The sequence below is a fragment of the Psychrobacter sp. DAB_AL43B genome (assembly GCF_900168255.1).
Classification (GTDB): Bacteria; Pseudomonadota; Gammaproteobacteria; order Pseudomonadales; family Moraxellaceae; genus Psychrobacter.
In genome coordinates, this window is the sequence record NZ_LT799838.1 from 1,657,769 (window position 1) to 1,675,583 (window position 17,815).

Consider the following 17,815-nt stretch of genomic DNA (forward strand, 5'->3'; position numbering starts at 1 on the left):
TAATGGTTGGTAAATAATAGACTTGATAAAAACATCACATTGTCATATAGACAAAGGACGCCCAAATGAAAGTTACTGGGAACTCTGTAAATGCTGAAAATTTAAAAATAGAGATCTATCAAAGCGCCGATGGTCAAGCACAAGTAGATGTACGTTTTGAACAAGAGACGGTCTGGCTATCTCAAGCACAAATGACTGAAATATTTGGTCGCGACCAGTCTGTAATTTCACGTCATATTGCGAATGCCATAAACGATGAAGAAGTGTCTGAAAAAAGCAATATGCAAAAAATGCATATTGCAAATTCTGATCGACCCGTCGTCTTCTATGACTTAGATGTGGTCATTTCAGTGGGTTACCGCATCAAGTCAGCTCAAGGCGTGCAGTTTAGACGCTGGGCAACTCAGCGCTTACGTGAATATTTGGTGCAAGGTTATACGCTCAATCAAGAGCGCTTTGATAAAAACTCTGCCGAGTTACAACAAGCCTTAAACTTAATCAAAAAAACCGCGCAAAGTCCTGAGCTAAAAACTGACGAAGGGCGCGGCTTGATTGAGATTATCAGTCGTTATACGCAAACCTTTTTATGGTTACAACGTTATGATGAAGGATTATTAGACGATCCAGCGGGGCAGGACGGTGGCGTATTATCCAGTCCGACTGAGGCCATGGCAGCATTGAATGATTTAAAATCGCAGCTGATAACTCGCGGCGAGGCAACTGAACTGTTTGCCAAGCCTCGTGGTGACGGTTTGGCTAGTGTGCTCGGCAATTTAGAGCAAACAGTCTTTGGCGAGCCTGCTTATCCGACTATCGAGAGCAAGGCGGCGCATTTATTATACTTTATGGTAAAAAACCATCCCTTTACGGATGGTAATAAACGCAGCGGTGCTTTTTTGTTTGTAGATTTTTTACATCGTAATGGACGATTGCTCAATGACCAAGGCGACATGGTCATTAATAATACCGGCCTTGCAGCATTAACCTTATTGGTAGCTGAGTCCGATCCGAACCAAAAAGAGACTTTGATTAAACTTATCATGAACATGCTGTCATTAGAGGTTTAACAATAAAGGCTCAGCTATATAGGCTTAAACAATGATATTTAGCAAAAATAGACTTAGCTTGTATTCTTTAGTCCTAGCCGTTACGGTTGCGACGACCGGTTGTAGTGACGAGCCAAACCAAAACGTCTTGCCAGCGGACAGCACTGTTATTGCACTAGGTGATTCGCTTACTTATGGTTATGGGGCAAGCCCTGAGACCGCTTATCCGGCTGTATTAGCTGAAATGACGCGATGGAGTATTGCCAATGAGGGTGTCAATGGCAATACCTCAGCTGATGTGCTGGCACGAACTGATCAAGTAATTAGTCAAAACCCTGATTTGGTATTGCTGGGGGTAGGTGGTAACGACTTGTTACGTCGAGTTCAGCCTGAAACGACTCGTGCTAATATCACCGCGACTATCAGTAAGCTTAAATCAGCAGATATTCCTGTCGTACTTATCGCGCAACCACACTTTAGCGCGAGCTCGATTTTTGGTAAAGCTAGTGACAATCCTATTTATAAAGACATCGCCAAGAGTGAAGATGTACCGCTTTATACGAGTGGCTGGTCAAAGGTGTTGTCTGATGAAAGTCTTAAATCTGACCAAATTCATGCTAACGATGCTGGCTATCGAAACTTTGCTGAAGGGTTGTATAGCTATCTACAGGAAGAGGGTGTGGCGAGATGATGAAAGCTCTATGCAATACTCTCAACAAAAATATTAACCAAGCTCTTATAAAGGTGTTATTGATAAGTAAAAAATAGAGAACCTGTTAGCCAAGCTCTCTATTCTCTCCATTATTGTTGATCGTTACTGCTTTAACTCATTAAGTTAGAGCTACATCACTACCACCAAACCTTCATCTGGGCCAATCTTACCATCACATATATCTTGGTAAGTATCTTCTAGGCTGTTGAGACCATCCAGTTCTTTAATCTTAAGCCAAGGAACAGTTTTTGCCGCGCTTTTCATTATATAGCTGGTAGAGCGTTTATTAAATTCATCAACGCCCCATTCCTTCATGCGCTGCTGCATATGGCTGGGTGCAAAAAATTGATGACTGCGTTCTTTAATAATGCCATCGGCGCTTCGCGATTCATCCCAGTGGGTTAAGCCCACATTGCTGGTGTAGCGCATGTTATCACCTAAATGCATATGCAGTTGACTGAGTAAGTCAGCATTGGCCGACATATCTACAATGACAGTCGGCTTGCTTGCATCAATCTGCTCCAAGTTGTCATAGCTTAAAGCGCTATCATAGGCACCAATTGAATTGACAAAATCCAGATGGTGATCTGATGTGAGACCAATGACATGAGGTGCGTCTTTATCATCAGCTAAACCATAGGCCAAGCCCGTACTGGTCTTACTAGAAGCACTGATAATAACCACTTGTTCAGCACCAAACCAATCATTGCTCTTTAGTAGATCATATAAACAAAAGGAAGCCATATGTAATGGAAACAACAGCATGCGTTGATTGTCATTGGCGCGATCATAACCGGGTTCATGCTTTACTCGTTGATACATATTATAGGTAGGGGGCAGCTGTGCACGATGAGCACTGCCGTCCGTCAAGCTCGCTGGTGTCACCCTCATCGGCTTTATCACCAACTCATTGGCTGGCGGAAAATAGCCAAATAGCCGTTCGCCGACTCGCAGCTCGGTATTATTTGATTCAATCACATCAGCAAAACCCCATACTGGAATAATGCCCCATTTTTTGGCATCTTCACCATGTGGCGGGAAAAATTGCCAATATTGTAATTGATCGCCCATTGCTGCATAGGTAATGTTGTTGGCGGTAAAAGCGAAGCGGTCGACCTTAACTAAGACTTCGCCATCGTTAACCGTATTGATTGGTGCTTGTATTAAACGACTTTGAGTTATATCTTCTTTATTAGTTTGAAATTCTTGCATCGTTATCTCCTCAAAATTTGGCTATTAGAAAGATAAATTAGCAAAGTTAATGATAGTGCTGTGTAATATGATGTTATGGTTTAATGATATTAAAGGGAGATAAAATGTTCAACATAATAAAGGACTGGCGCGAGCAACGCATATTGGACAACAGCGAATTTACCAATGGCGATTGGATGCAAGCTGCCGAACGTATTGTGATACTTGATAGGCTGAACAAGGAAGAGATGAGTCGTTTGTTTGAACTGGCAACGCTATTTTTACATGATAAAACGATTACGGGTGCGCAAGGCTTTGAAATCACAAACGCTGTCAGGCAGTCGATTGCCTTGCAAGCTTGTTTGCCTATCTTAAATTTAAGCCTTGAATGGTACGCTGGCTGGTCATCAATTATTATCTATCCTGGTTCTTACACTAGCGAAAGCACGACCGTAGATGAGTTCGGTATCGTCCATGAGGGTCACCAACATCGTAGCGGCGAAGCCTGGCTGCGTGGACCTGTTATTTTGTCATGGAAAGATGCCAAGCATTCAGGCGAGCGTGATGGTCACAATGTCGTCATCCATGAGTTTGTCCATAAGCTTGATATGCTTAACGGTAGCGCCAACGGTTTTCCGCCGCTACAACCTGATATGGACCCCAATAGATGGACTGAGATTATGACGCGGGATTTTGAAGATTTTCAAACCCATCGTAAATCAGGACTGGATCGCTATGGCACTACCAATCCGGCTGAGTTTTTTGCGGTACTTAGTGAAGTGTTTTTTGAGACACCGCAGAAGCTGGTTGACGCTTATCCTGATATTTACGACATTATGGTTAAGTTTTTTCGGCAGACGCCGATATGAATAAAAAGTATCTTTGTAGAATTTATTAGAAAAAACCTACTTATGAGAATATAACTATCATGAAAAAATCGCTTATCTTAATTTGTGCTTTGCTAATCACGCATACGGTACAAGCAAGCTTTCCCTCTGAAATTCAAACTCAAAAAAATTCTATCAATGCACCCTTACAATATCCTAAAGAGTTGCAAGAATTAGGACTCTATATCGATTCAACCCTGGATACGGTACAGAATATCTCTGATAATAATGAAGATTTTTGTTCAACCCAATCAGCTTTTGCTTTCAATGTTATGGAAATGAGGCAAAAAGGGGTGGATCATAGTGATATTTATCATTTAATGAATATAAATAACAAAGCAGATTTGACAACAAAAGGGATGGCTAAATTAGATAGTTATAGGGGTGTTTTTGAAGAAGCATATGATTATCCAATATATAACAGCAAAGAGGATAAGGGGACTGCCACCACCTTTTACATGACTTATAAAAACCATCAATGTTTACTCAGTTTATAAGTCATCTTAGCCACTAAATTCTAAATTTTTTAATAGCTTAAAATTTTAAACATGAAGTAATAAAAAAGGGCAGTGCATCACATACGATGTACGACCCTTTTTTATAAAAAATATCTATTAAATCATGTGTTTACTTTTATTTTTTTGCTTACAGCTATACTGTCCATCGGTCATTAATGATACCTACTAGATAGCGCTTACCTTGATAGTCCTCAAATACCAAGCGCATACCACGCCAGTCTATACCATCGTATTCGTCAGAGCCCTTATAATAAAAATCAACCACATCTGCTTTTGGATAAGCTTCATTGACGTTGTTAATCATATTACCTCTAGATTCAAAGGTATTGACCGTGATGCGCGCGTCATTGTATTTTTTACCATCAATCCAGGTGTCTAGATAGGTCGTTAATGGCACGACTAATAGCTCGCCAGTACCATCCAAATCACCCCAAGTGAAGCGTATTTTTGGTTGCTGCAAGTATTGAGCGAATTGCTCACGGCTAAAGACTTTATCCTTGTCTAAATGTACATAAGCGTACATCGAAAAACGCACACCACGTGTTGGGTGAATATCGTCTGTGATTCTAGCAAAGTCATTATTAGCGAGTGCACGTTGGATACGCAGTGCTTGTTGCTTGAGGGTTTGCTGGCTGATATCAGAGACGACAGGTACCGATGAGTTGCCAGTTGATTGATTGGGGACGCTTGCGCTGGATTCCGCAGAAGATTGACAACCAGTTGCTGCCAGTACGAACACCAAAACGCCGCCAGTCGCTAATTTAAAAGAATGCGCTGTAAAAGTAGATAGTATGGTCATAAAGTATCCTCATCGCAGTGATTACCGTAACAAATAGCACCAAGAAGCATCTAAACCTGAATGATACGATAATACAGCAGAGTCATGATATGGGTATGATGTAATAGCTCATAACGCTTATATGATGAAATACTGTAGAGAAAACGATGCCAACACCTAAATCACTGATACTGCTAGCAATGGGAGTAATCGCCATCAGCAACGCCACAGCGGATGTCACAGAGCCGTATCAGACACATGCGGTTATGAAGGTTGCAACTATAGCCAAAATGTATGAACAAGACATCAGTAATCAAGGAATGGATAATCCGGTGGTATTGCAGCAATATGCTAATTCAGAGTTACAAGCGGCTATGCAACTTGAGCAAGATTATTTCGATAAAGAGCAAATGTCCTGTCATGTTGGTTATGACGTACTGTGGGATTCGCAAGATCCAGATTACGAGCAAGAAAAGGAGTTTTCAATCACCGAACAAGGATTGGTCAAGGTCAGTTTGGCGCAAGGTAGCAATGTTTATTATGATTTGTCCTGTGATGGTATGAATAAAGAAATAAAATGCCAAGTGGCAGATGTAATAATGGATGAGGACGGCGCATCTTTACGAAAGTATTTACTAGAGACATGTCGTTAGCCAACGATAATTATTATATCTCATAGATATTCAAATAATAATTTGAATGGTAATAAATCCTAGATTAAAAAATTACTGAAAAATAAATCAGACTTATTATGAATGATGTATGAATCATTAGAGATATAATTATTGAGGAACTCACTTCTAAGACCGTTGGTTTGTTTTCGCATAATGTATATTATGTTAAATAAACTCTATAGAGAGATAATAACATGATAGATAATGGCGCCCAATAACTATGCTTGTCTGTTAATCACCTCAATGACTTGTTAATAGTATTTGCTATTGTATTTTTATACCTTAGCTACTTTATTTTAATAAATGATCAACGTGCCAGCCCTGCGCTACAATCATTCATTATCATAACAAAGCAAAAAAGTGAGCAGCCTAATACAGAGCTACTCACCTTTAGATATTCTTTATTGTTTTTCTGGTTTTATTAGCTGGCAAGTTGAAGCTTGTTTACGCTGTCCATAAGTGCGCTAAGCTTTTGCTCAAGCTTACTTTTTTCTGACTTATTTTTAGCAACTGCTTTAGTGCTATCATCTGCCAACTGCTTGTTACCTTCTGCCACTGCCTGCTTTAATGCTAGCTTCTCACGCATAATAGCGACTCTCAAAGGTTCAATCTTATTGATAATGTAATTAATAGATTTATGCAGGTCTGATTTTCTATAGCGCTCTTTAACCTTAGACGATTTATATAAGACACTATTTTTATCATTTTTTGCGCTAGCGAGCTTTTCTATATACTCAACAGCTATCTTGTCTGCATAGTCATCTTGAACACCAATCTCTAAGACCTCCTCTTCTAAAATCGCACCTAATTCTTCTAATTTGTTGTTTTTGATGGTATTTTCTGACATTGTAAACATTCCTTTGTATATATTGGGATTACGGATGTATTAAGTGATTGATGTGTTAAGTGATTATAGAGACGCTACTATCATCAATTACTTTTGATAATAAGTCGTAGTAATAGTGATTGTAATTGGCATGTGGATTCGTTGTTTACATACCCTTAGCGGTTACTGTGACAACCATGCCGATTAGTTCGTAATAAATATGACTAACGCATACTTGGCTAGCCAAAAATTACAGCTCATCTTAACTTAAGAGTACAACTGTACACAATGGATATTTAACCCTTTTAATATAAAGGGGTTAAATCAGGAATTCATTCATAAGATTTAGATAATATGAGTTGATATATTTAGCAATAACGATAGGTTCTTCTCAAAGCAATGATGAAGCTGAAATATATCCTCTACCGAAAGGTATGTTCGCTTAGATGAAGAACGGTTATTGAATATAAAACACCACTACTAAGCCCTACAGATACTTTAGACAAAAAAAGAGGTTCACAAATAATTGTGAACCTCTTTTGAATATGCCTTGTACTACTAGTTACGGCTCTAGATTGCTCATTTGGATTATTAATCCCCTTCACGGTATAAAATCTTTTTAGCTTCTATTCTAAAACTCTCATCACTGAGGGCTGCGTTCATTCTCACAGCCTGAGAGTTTAGATTTTCTCGTTGTATTTCTCGAGAGCGTACTTTACTTTCTTCTGAATCACGGAATACCATGTTCTGCGCTTCTTGTCTAAAGTCACTTTCACTCATAGCAGATCTAATTTCCACGGCATTAACTGCTGTATCATCTTGTGCTTCCAAGCGCTTGGCGTTAGTTGCTACTGTCTTCTCGATTTGACTGGTAAATACGCCATCATTAACAACGGACACAGTGTTATTGACCATTGCTACTTGAGAGTTCATTGAGAAAAAATAATCAAATATAAACACGCTTGCCAAAAATAAGGCACAAAAAATACTGAGCACGCTGAGGAACTTTACGTTATTCAGCGACCTACCCTTCGATGGTTTTACGCTTTCAGTTGCTGAGGTCATAGTTCAATACCGAATCAATATATGTTAACAACGGCATATAACCGCCTTCTTTATATGATGATACGAATCTTTTGAGGCTATGCAACCGTTTTTGGTATGAGCGATAGAATTGACAGATAAACGGTCGCAAAGCACCGTTTTATCGTTGCTTATTGCTGCTAAAGATTAAAAACTTGTCTATATGCTACCTATACATTCAGCACTAATCGTTGGTCTCACGATATAAGGTGTTTTGTGATTCTTCTCTAAAATCATCGTATGTGATGGTAGGCTCAGTATTCACGTCGCTAACGGTGGTTTCTGTAACTGGCTTGTTTGTGCCATCTACAGTATTATCAGCATTTTTGTTAGCATCGTTTGCTACCGCTGTTTGAGGTTCTGACGTTGATGTGTTGGATGTATTGGCAACAGTGGAATCAGATGATTTACTTCCATCTATCGCGGCCCCTTGTTGAGTGCTGGTAACAGGCGTAGTATTTTCTGATAGCGCTGGGGTTGCGCTATCAGAGTCTGCAGGAGCGGTTGCAGTCGACAAGACACCGGTAAAGATAAGCGTGAATACAATAGCAGCAATCAATAACGAACCAAAAATCATCCCAATTAAGAGTGGCTTCTTACTACTTGCCAGCTTACCTTTTGATTTTACGGTTTTTTTGTTTACAGGCTCTTCAATTGCTGATTCTGTGGTTAGGTGCTCAGAATCAGCGCTGTCAGCTATATAAACAGTCTTCTGAATTGAAGGCTTGTCACTATCTGTTGTTATTACACGATTTGTAGCTACCTCATCTTCTGCATCAGACAAATCCAAGCTGACTGCTGTGCTTGTAGAGCTGTGTTGATCTTGAATGGCAAATAACTCAAGTTCTGCTGCACTTAAAGGCTCATATGAGGACAGTTTATTGGCATTTTTTAAAGGTTTTAATGCAGACGGCTTAGCAGGTTTGTCCGCTATGCTCCCTTTAAGACTGTCATCATCGTCGGCACTGTCAATGATGTCGGCGCTTTCAACACGCGTGATAAAACGCTCATAAATATTATCTTTACGATTGCGCCTTTGTGGCTTAGTATTAGCAATTTTAGCTAAATTTGCCTCTAAATCAGCGTTATGGTTATTTTTTTTATCGCTCATGAAGTAATACCAAACCAGTTTATGCCACGAAAAGCAGATGACTGCTAGAATTAAGGGTAAAGGCTTTTTGTTTGCTAAAGTGTAACACTATCGTTAACAAACAATATAGTGGGTCGCCTCTTTAGCTTCAAGCATAATTTTATGCTCAAGCCTATTATTTGTATAAAATAGCCAAAACATCATCCTAAATAAGCGTCCATGACATTATAGATAAATGAGCATAAAAATATGGATTTAAAACAGCTCAATGCTTTTATCGCTGTTGCTGAGCTAAGAAGTTTTAGTGCAGCGACAGCCAAAACTGGATTGTCACAGCCTAGCCTGAGTCGATTGCTCAAACAGCTCGAGACGGAGATGGGCGTGATGTTGGTCGACCGTTATCATAGACCGCTACATCTAACAGAAGCTGGTACGTTCTTTTACGATAAAATTAGCACCATACTGACAGAGATGGATACTGTCATCAGTATGACCCAGCGGCTATCGACGCCCAGTAGTGTGTTAAATATTGGCTTTGTGCCATCCATACTGTATGGGTTGCTACCCGAAATCATCGCAATGCTCAAGCAGTCCAATCCTGATATTGAGGTCAACCTAAAAGACATCAGCTCCTATCAGCAAATGGATGCGCTCAAATCTGGTGACATTGATATTGGTTTTGGGCGCTTTGCCCATCAAGACCCGTGGATACAGCAAATACTATTGCGTCATGAGCGTTATGTCGTGGCATTACCCAAGTCGCATCCGCTAGCCAATGTCCGTGAGCAACGCTTGATAGACTTAGCAAATAACCGCTTGATTTTATATCACCAAACCCACCTGCCTATCTCGACAACGGCGACGCCTATCGCTAACAAGACTATTGATAATAAGCCTATTAACAATAAGCCTATTAACAATAAGCCTAGCAGGCTACGCAACCAGCCGCTATCGACTGAGCCTGTCACCGAGCCTTTACTGTATTTATTTGCACAATATGGCATCTCTCCTTTTATGACCACGACAGTCAGCGATTTACAAGTGGCGCTAGGCTTGGTTGCTGCTGGTGAAGGCATTACCTTAGTACCTGCCAGCCTAAAAACGGTGCGTACAGAGCAAATCAGCTATCAGCGTCTCATTCATGAAAACGTGACCTCCCCTATTTATCTGCACACACTCAAAGATTTTGTTCATCCCCAAATTCCTGACTTACTGAGCGCCATTTATCAGGTATATGAGCAGCGTGGTATTACGTACCGGCGGCAAAAATTTGTGTCACAGCTTTAAATTATCAGATATTGGATGAGTATTATGTTATAAAGAACCCGCAAAAAATACTCAATCCTAACTCTTGATATTAATAGTTGATTATGCTAACTATCAAGAATGGGCATGCAAACTAATAGTAATAATAATTAGAATAATCATTCTCCTGAATAGCATCGGTGTGCTAAAGTCGATACAAGATGAATCGTTTTATACTTAGCATTATTAGCATTAAAAAATAGGCGTTGTATAAAACATTCTCTAACGATCATTGGCAAGCTGACACAGGTAAGTGATAATTTGCCGTTTAAACCATTTCGAGGTATTCATGACCACACAACCACTCAATAACCCAAGTACCACTGACGATACCGTTGCTCCGCAGCAAGAAGGCTTTAGCTGGCGAATTTTTGGTCCCGGTATTTTAATGGCAACCGCTGCTATCGGTGGCTCGCATCTAATCTCGTCAACGCAAGCCGGCGCGTTATATGGCTGGCAGTTAGCCATCATGATTATTCTAGCCAACGTCTTTAAATATCCCTTCTTTCGCTTTGGTACTGATTACGTCTACGACACTGGCGAGAGTTTAATTGCCGGCTACGCCAAGCGCTCTAAAGCCTATCTATGGATTTACTTCATCCTATCCATCTTGTCAGCAGTGATTAGTACTGGTGCTGTCTCCCTTATTGCCGCCGTGATATTGGGCTTTATGCTGCCCGCCTCTATTGGATTGTCAACCATTACACTGGCATTGATAGTAACAGGGATATGCTGGGTGTTTTTAATAGCCGGTCATTACAAGCTGCTCGACGGGGTGACCAAGTGGATTATGATTGCGCTGACTACGGCGACCGTTGCTGCGGTCATCATTGCTGCTGGCAAGCCGACAGTCATGGCAGTAGACTTTGTCGCAGCTTCTCCTTGGAACTTAGCGACTTTAGGTTTCATCGTAGCGCTTATGGGCTGGATGCCAGCGCCACTTGAGTTTGCCGCCATTACTTCTATGTGGACCTCAGCAAAAAGAAAGGCGGACAATACGACCAAGCGTCAAGGTTTACTGGACTTTAACGTTGGTTACTCAATCTCTGCTATTTTGGCATTATTTTTCTTAGCACTGGGTGTCTTCGTCCAATACGGCTCAGGGCAAGAAATCCAGATTGCTGGCGGTGCTTATATTGATCAGCTCATTAGCATGTATACCAACACTATCGGTGAGTGGTCAAGATTGCTGGTCGCTTTCGTTGCCTTTATGTGTATGTTTGGCACTACCATTACTTGTGCGGACGGCTATGGTCGTGCCAATGCGGAGTGCTGGCGCTTACTAAAAGGTGAAGATGAGATCAACAAAAAGCAGATCGCCTTTTGGACGACTTATGCAATCGGTGGCGGTCTAGTGATTATCAGCTTCTTTGCGGGGCAGTTAGGCGCTATGCTGAAGTTTGCCATGGTATCAGCGTTCGTTTCCGCGCCTATTTTTGGTTGGTTAAACTACTCGTTAGTGAAAAGCCATCAAAAACTTTCTGCAGGCATGAATGCTTTATCAATTGCAGGCTTAATATTCTTAGGCGGCTTTGCATTGTTATTCTTAGCCAGTCTTGCTGGCATCATTGGTTAAAAACAGTCATGCATTAGATTATTAGACTTATATATCAATAGCATTTATAGAGTAAAAGCCCTAATAGCTAAGCTATCAGGGCTTTTTTATAGATAATTTTAACCTTCTAACCAAAGATTTTGTAACTAAATGTAAATACTCAACTGATAATGACTTGGTTGCTTATGTGATATGAATACTAATCTTAGTAAACCTCTAAATAATGGATAGTACTATCCATTTAATAAATATATTTAATAAATATTAATTATCATTTAAGTAATTATAATTAATAATGCTAAAACACCGCTTTGCAGACATGGATAATTGGGTATAATCAAGCACAACGATCTAATCAAGCATAACATTTGTGACATCGATAAGATTACCCTCTACGTAAGGATTACGATATGACCCCATCAGCTGGCGCTCGCTTTCGCAGTGCAATGAAACAAAAAAACGATAACAACCAACCACTACAGATTGCTGGCGCGATTAACGCCTACACCGCGATGATGGCAACCCAAGTTGGTCACCAAGCGTTATATCTCTCTGGTGCTGGCGTGGCAAATGCCTCATTTGGCTTACCAGATTTAGGTATGACCAGCCTTGATAATGTCTTAGAAGATGCGCGCCGCATTACCGATGCGGTTGATACACCATTATTGGTTGATATCGACACTGGCTTTGGTGGTGCATTTAATATCGCTCAAACCATTAGAAAAATGGAAAAAGCTGGCGTGGCAGCGGTACATATCGAAGACCAAGTCGCACAAAAGCGCTGTGGTCACCGTCCTAATAAAGAAATCGTTAGCATTTCAGAGATGGTTGATCGTCTAAAAGCCGCCCTTGATGCCAAAACCGATAAAGACTTTGTGATCATGGCGCGTACTGATGCCTTGTCTGTTGAAGGTCTTGATGCAGCTGTTGAACGCGCGGTTGCCTTTCAAGAAGCTGGTGCGGATATGATATTTGCTGAAGCATTGACCGATATTGAGATGTACCGCAAGTTTACGGATGTGCTCGATATTCCAGTACTCGCCAACATGACTGAATTCGGTCAAACTGACCTTTACACTACCGAGCAGCTACATGGTGTCGGTGTCGATATGGTGCTCTATCCTTTATCAGCCTTCCGTGCAATGAACAAAGCCGCATTAAACGTCTATCAGCATCTATTAGATGATGGTACGCAAGAAAAAGTCGTCGATACCATGCAGACACGTATGGAACTCTATGATTTCTTAAATTACCATGAGTTTGAGCAGACTTTAGATAAGCTGTTTGCTAATAATAAGTAGTTCTAGCAGTTATTTAAAGTGAAGTGAAAGGCGCTGGTTTTATATCAATGAGCATGCCAGCGCAATGTGTAGTATTTAGTCTTTTTAACACCTTTATCTTTGATCCAACACAAGCTACCAACAAAAGGAATTTATCATGGCAGCACACCAAGCAGCACAAAAGGAACTTTCAGGCGCAGGTCTACGCGGCCAAGTCGCTGGCAAGACCGCTCTATCTACCGTTGGCAAATCAGGCTCAGGTCTGACTTACCGTGGTTATGACGTATCAGAGCTTGCGGACAAATGCATCTTTGAAGAAGTGGCTTATATGTTGCTATACGGCAATTTGCCTACCCAAAGCGAGCTTGATGCTTATCAAACTAAGCTTAAAGGCTTACGTGGTTTACCACAGCCGCTAAAAGAAGTGCTTGAACGCATCCCTGCCGACGCGCACCCAATGGACGTATTGCGTACTGGTTGCTCTATGCTAGGCAACCTTGAGACCGAAATGAGTTTTGATGAAGAAAATGACCAAGCAGATCGTATGCTGGCAGTATTCCCATCAATCATCAATTACTGGTATCGCTTTACCCATGACAACGAGCGTATCGAAACCGAAACCGATGATGACACCATTGGCGGTCACTTCTTGCATTTGCTCAAAGGCGAAAAGCCAAACGAGCTACATACCAAAGTGATGAACGTATCGCTTATTTTGTATGCTGAGCATGAGTTTAACGCCTCAACCTTTACCGCGCGTGTCTGTGCCTCTACATTATCGGATATCCATTCTTGCATTACCGGCGCGATTGGCTCACTACGTGGTCACTTGCACGGCGGCGCGAACGAAGCCGCTATGGATATGATTGAAGGTTTTAGCTCACCAGATGAAGCTGAAAAAGAGATGATGGCGATGCTGGCTCGTAAAGATAAAATTATGGGCTTTGGTCATGCCATCTATAGCGAATCTGATCCGCGTAACGTCGTTATCAAAGGTTGGGCTGAGAAGTTAGCAGCAGACGTTGGCGATGATGTGCTTTACCCAGTATCAGTACGCTGTGAAGAAGTCATGTGGCGTGAGAAAAAACTGTTCTGTAATGCTGATTTCTTCCATGCCTCTGCCTATCACTTTATGGGTATTCCAACCAAGCTGTTTACGCCAATCTTTGTATGCTCACGCTTAACAGGTTGGGCTGCGCACGTATTCGAGCAACGTGCTAACAACCGTATCATTCGTCCAAGTGCCGAATATACTGGTGAAGAGTTGCGTTCTGTGCCGGACATGAGTGCGCGTTAATATATCAAGTTTCATACTTGCTTGAATAAGAAAATTTGTAGGGTGTGCTTTGCGCACTGATTGTTAGATATAAACTATTCACTGGTGCGAACAGCACACCCTACACCTACTAAAAAACCTCATTAAATGACTGTCATTAAAGGGCTGTTATGCTGAATATAAAAAATCTATCGTTTGTGCTGCTTAGTGCGGGATTCCTATCAATATCTCTAGGCTCAACTCACGCCAGCGCTGCTACAGATGTCACACCGTTATTTAGTGTTTATGAAGAAGCCTGTGGTTATGTGGACAGCGCCAAATCAAATAACGCTGCTAAAACCTATAACACATTCAAAAACAGTTTTATTGCCCATAAAGAATCAACGACAAAGGGCATTTATAACGGCACCATATTTTCTTTAAAACAACACTATATTATCCCAGCACCTTATAAAAACGCTATTGCCTCAATTACGATGAAAAAAGGTGATAAATATAGTAGTGATAGTGTGACTTATACCGTCAAATTTAAAGATGCTACTTATAGAAAAAAACCAATATCTCATCTTGAGATTTATTTAGTACCCAATTCGGACGTATTCTACGATGCTCTATATCTCAAAACATCGACACAAGGTTTAAAGCCGCACTTTAAATACGAGCAGTTTGATGGCGAACAATTTGGTGCGCACTTAGACTCCGCCAAAAAACTTATTTTATGCGACGGCATTGTCGGCAGTTATAAATAATGACGCCGTATTAAATCTTAAAAATATCAAATATAACAATACCTTGAAGTAACACTGCTATACAAAAATCATTCCAACCAGCTAACCGCCAAAGGTGACTTATGGACAACGCTCTAGTACAGCCGATGAATGAACAATTTAAAAAATCTTTACCTGATACCGACCTGTATTACTTTGATACCCGCGAGGCGATTGAAAGTATAGAAGCTGGCGCGTATGACAAACTACCGTTCTGCTCAAAAGTATTGTGTGAAAACTTGGTACGTCGTTGCCCACCTGAAGACTTAACCGCGGCGTTAGAGCAACATATCTATGGTAAGCAAGATTTAGATTTTCCTTGGTACCCTGCCCGCGTCGTCTGCCATGATATCTTAGGTCAAACAGCCTTTGTTGACTTAGCAGGACTTCGTGATGCTATTGCTGAACAAGGTGGTGATCCGTCAAAAGTAAACCCTATCGTGCCAACCCAATTAATTGTTGACCACTCACTGGCTGTTGAACACGCAGGCTTTGAAGAAAACGCTTTTGAGAAAAACCGCGCCATCGAAGAGCGTCGTAACGATGACCGTTTCCACTTTATCAACTGGTGTCAGTATGCCTTTGATAATGTCAACGTTGTGCCGCCTGGTAACGGCATCATGCATCAAATCAATCTAGAAAAAATGTCACCGGTCGTCCAAGTGGTACAGAATAAAGTCGGTGAGCAAGTGGCGTTTGCTGATACGCTAGTCGGTACTGACAGCCACACGCCAATGGTCGATGCTCTAGGCGTTATCTCTATCGGTGTTGGTGGCTTAGAAGCTGAAAGCGTGATGTTGGGCAACCCATCCTATATGCGCCTACCAGACTTCGTTGGGGTGAAATTAACCGGTAAATTGCAAAAAGGCATTACTGGTACTGATTTAGTCCTCGCTATGACCGAGTTCTTACGTGATGCTGGTGTGGTTTCTACCTATATTGAATTCTTCGGTGACGGTGCACGCCAGCTAAGCGTTGGTGATCGTGCTTCTATCTCGAATATGACCCCTGAATATGGCGCGACGGCAGCGATGTTCTATATCGATGAGCAAACCATCGACTATTTACGCTTGACTGGTCGTAGTGAAGCCCAAATCAAACTGGTTGAGCAATATGCTAAGCAAACTGGTCTATGGGCTGATGGCATGGAAAATGCGGTTTATGACCGTGTCCTTGAATTTGACTTGTCTGCGGTAGTACGTAACATGGCCGGTCCTTCACGTCCACATGCCCGCGTATCAACCACGGACTTGGTTGCCAAAGGCATTGCTCACGGTGAGGGTGATAAATTACCAGAACCAAAAGATGGCTTAATGCCAGATGGCGCGGTTATCATTGCCGCTATTACCAGTTGTACCAACACTTCTAACCCGCGCAACATGGTAGCTGCTGGCTTGGTTGCGCGTAATGCGAATGAAAAAGGCTTATTACGTAAGCCTTGGGTAAAATCATCATTGGCACCAGGCTCTAAAACGGTAAAAATGTACCTAGAAGAAGCAGGTCTGATGTCTGAGCTACAAGAAATTGGCTTTGATGTGGTTGGTTTTGCTTGTACCACTTGTAATGGCATGAGTGGCGCGCTTGACCCTGATATCGAAAAAGAAATCATTGATAATGATTTATTCACTACTGCTGTGCTATCAGGTAACCGTAATTTTGATGGTCGTATCCATCCTTACGCTAAACAAGCGTTTTTAGCATCACCGCCATTGGTTATTGCGTATGCTATCGCTGGTAACATCCGCTTCGATATCGAAAAAGACTCGTTAGGCAAAGATCAGAATGGCAATGACGTTTATCTAAAAGATATCTGGTTTGACGATGATGAAGTTGATGATATCGTGGCGAAAGCGGTGAAGCCGGAACAATTTAACGCCGTTTATATCCCTATGTTTGATGAAGCCAAAAAAGATACGGGCAAAGCACTAAGCCCACTTTATAACTGGCGTGATCAGACTACCTACATTCGTCGTCCGCCTTATTGGGAAGGTAAAATGGCGGCGATGAATAAGCTAACAGGTATGCGTCCGTTAGCTGTGTTAGGCGACAATATCACCACTGACCATTTGTCACCATCAAATGCCATCTTGGGTGACTCAGCGGCTGGCGAGTATCTAGATACCATGGGTTTACCAAGCGAAGATTATAACTCTTACGCCACCCATCGCGGTGATCACTTAACCGCTCAGCGTGCAACCTTTGCTAATCCTAAGCTATTGAATGAGATGGTGCGTGACGAGAAAGGTGAAGTCATACAAGGTTCGCTTGCTAGAGTTGAGCCTGAAGGTCAGGTCATGCGCATGTGGGAAGCAATCGAGACTTATATGAACCGTGAGCAACCCCTTATCATTATCGCAGGTGATGGCTATGGTCAAGGCTCAAGCCGTGATTGGGCTGCCAAAGGTGTGCGTTTGGCGGGTGTAGAAGTTGTCGTTGCTGAAGATTTCGAACGTATTCATCGTCAAAACTTGGTTGGTATGGGTGCCCTACCGCTACAGTTTGAAAAAGGTGTCACGCGCAATACGCTTAATATCGACGGAACCGAAGTCTTTGATGTTACCGGTGAAGTCTCTGCTGGAGGTATGATGACGCTTGTGATTAACCGTGCTGACGGTAGCAAAACTGAAGTACCAATCATCTGCCGCTTAGATACGGCTGATGAGGTCAAAATGTACAACGCTGGCGGTATGCTACAGCGCTTTGCCAAAGAGTTCATCGATGGCACGCTAGATATTGCGTAAATGTGATAAGTTTTAAATAATTAAAGAGCCGATGTTGTATAGAATTTTTATATGGCATCGGTTTTTTTAATGTTTAGAGGTGACAA

General features: G+C 41.6%; 16 protein-coding genes. 11 read left to right on the forward strand and 5 right to left on the reverse strand.

Annotated features, from left to right (window positions below; all coding sequences use genetic code 11):
* Window positions 1-65: 65 nt before the first annotated feature.
* A complete protein-coding gene (gene rhuM, locus DABAL43B_RS07270) occupies window positions 66-1,067 on the forward strand; it encodes a RhuM family protein (RefSeq protein ID WP_079691750.1) in 1,002 nt (333 codons plus the stop codon).
* A gap of 31 nt (window positions 1,068-1,098) precedes the next feature.
* Window positions 1,099-1,737 (forward strand): GDSL-type esterase/lipase family protein, encoded by a 639-nt coding sequence (locus DABAL43B_RS07275; RefSeq protein WP_079691751.1) that lies wholly within the window; start codon window positions 1,099-1,101, stop codon window positions 1,735-1,737.
* Between the two features lie 150 nt (window positions 1,738-1,887).
* Here the strand turns inward: DABAL43B_RS07275 and DABAL43B_RS07280 are convergent, their stop codons facing one another.
* Window positions 1,888-2,970 carry a DUF2855 family protein gene (locus DABAL43B_RS07280; protein WP_079691752.1) on the reverse strand — a complete coding sequence of 361 codons (1,083 nt, stop codon included), beginning with the start codon at window positions 2,968-2,970 and terminating at the stop codon, window positions 1,888-1,890.
* Window positions 2,971-3,074: 104 nt separating this feature from the next.
* Between DABAL43B_RS07280 and DABAL43B_RS07285 the strand changes: the two genes are divergently transcribed.
* Both DABAL43B_RS07285 and DABAL43B_RS07290 read left to right on the forward strand, forming a co-directional pair.
* Window positions 3,075-3,818: a zinc-dependent peptidase gene (locus tag DABAL43B_RS07285; protein ID WP_079691753.1), complete on the forward strand. Its 744-nt coding sequence runs from the start codon at window positions 3,075-3,077 to the stop codon at window positions 3,816-3,818.
* A 59-nt stretch (window positions 3,819-3,877) separates the two neighbouring features.
* On the forward strand, window positions 3,878-4,333 hold the full coding sequence (locus tag DABAL43B_RS07290; RefSeq protein ID WP_079691754.1) for a hypothetical protein: 456 nt from the start codon (window positions 3,878-3,880) through the stop codon (window positions 4,331-4,333).
* A gap of 154 nt (window positions 4,334-4,487) precedes the next feature.
* Here the strand turns inward: DABAL43B_RS07290 and DABAL43B_RS07295 are convergent, their stop codons facing one another.
* A complete protein-coding gene (locus DABAL43B_RS07295) occupies window positions 4,488-5,153 on the reverse strand; it encodes a hypothetical protein (protein ID WP_079691755.1) in 666 nt (221 codons plus the stop codon).
* Between the two features lie 146 nt (window positions 5,154-5,299).
* Between DABAL43B_RS07295 and DABAL43B_RS07300 the strand changes: the two genes are divergently transcribed.
* Complete coding sequence (locus tag DABAL43B_RS07300; RefSeq protein ID WP_079691756.1) at window positions 5,300-5,785, forward strand: hypothetical protein; 486 nt, start codon at window positions 5,300-5,302, stop codon at window positions 5,783-5,785.
* Window positions 5,786-6,227: 442 nt separating this feature from the next.
* On the opposite strand, the gene DABAL43B_RS07305 is transcribed toward DABAL43B_RS07300, so the two are convergent.
* From DABAL43B_RS07305 to DABAL43B_RS07315, 3 genes are all read right to left on the reverse strand, one after another.
* Window positions 6,228-6,653 (reverse strand): hypothetical protein, encoded by a 426-nt coding sequence (locus DABAL43B_RS07305; RefSeq protein ID WP_079691757.1) that lies wholly within the window; start codon window positions 6,651-6,653, stop codon window positions 6,228-6,230.
* A gap of 570 nt (window positions 6,654-7,223) precedes the next feature.
* The gene (locus DABAL43B_RS07310; RefSeq protein WP_079691758.1) at window positions 7,224-7,697 is read right to left on the reverse strand and encodes a hypothetical protein; all 474 of its coding nucleotides are present in this window, start codon (window positions 7,695-7,697) and stop codon (window positions 7,224-7,226) included.
* Between the two features lie 202 nt (window positions 7,698-7,899).
* Complete coding sequence (locus DABAL43B_RS07315; protein WP_079691759.1) at window positions 7,900-8,826, reverse strand: hypothetical protein; 927 nt, start codon at window positions 8,824-8,826, stop codon at window positions 7,900-7,902.
* A gap of 228 nt (window positions 8,827-9,054) precedes the next feature.
* Between DABAL43B_RS07315 and DABAL43B_RS07320 the strand changes: the two genes are divergently transcribed.
* From DABAL43B_RS07320 to acnD, 6 genes are all read left to right on the forward strand, one after another.
* Entirely contained in the window at window positions 9,055-10,092 is a 1,038-nt protein-coding gene (locus DABAL43B_RS07320) for a LysR family transcriptional regulator (RefSeq protein WP_079691760.1), read from the forward strand.
* Between the two features lie 307 nt (window positions 10,093-10,399).
* Entirely contained in the window at window positions 10,400-11,686 is a 1,287-nt protein-coding gene (locus DABAL43B_RS07325) for an NRAMP family divalent metal transporter (RefSeq protein ID WP_079691761.1), read from the forward strand.
* 389 nt (window positions 11,687-12,075) lie between these two features.
* Window positions 12,076-12,966: a methylisocitrate lyase gene (gene prpB, locus DABAL43B_RS07330; protein ID WP_079691762.1), complete on the forward strand. Its 891-nt coding sequence runs from the start codon at window positions 12,076-12,078 to the stop codon at window positions 12,964-12,966.
* A gap of 136 nt (window positions 12,967-13,102) precedes the next feature.
* The gene (prpC, locus tag DABAL43B_RS07335; RefSeq protein ID WP_079691763.1) at window positions 13,103-14,242 is read left to right on the forward strand and encodes a 2-methylcitrate synthase; all 1,140 of its coding nucleotides are present in this window, start codon (window positions 13,103-13,105) and stop codon (window positions 14,240-14,242) included.
* A gap of 149 nt (window positions 14,243-14,391) precedes the next feature.
* The gene (locus DABAL43B_RS07340) at window positions 14,392-14,970 is read left to right on the forward strand and encodes a hypothetical protein (protein ID WP_079691764.1); all 579 of its coding nucleotides are present in this window, start codon (window positions 14,392-14,394) and stop codon (window positions 14,968-14,970) included.
* Between the two features lie 125 nt (window positions 14,971-15,095).
* A complete protein-coding gene (acnD, locus tag DABAL43B_RS07345; protein ID WP_171996376.1) occupies window positions 15,096-17,729 on the forward strand; it encodes a Fe/S-dependent 2-methylisocitrate dehydratase AcnD in 2,634 nt (877 codons plus the stop codon).
* Window positions 17,730-17,815 lie beyond the last annotated feature (86 nt).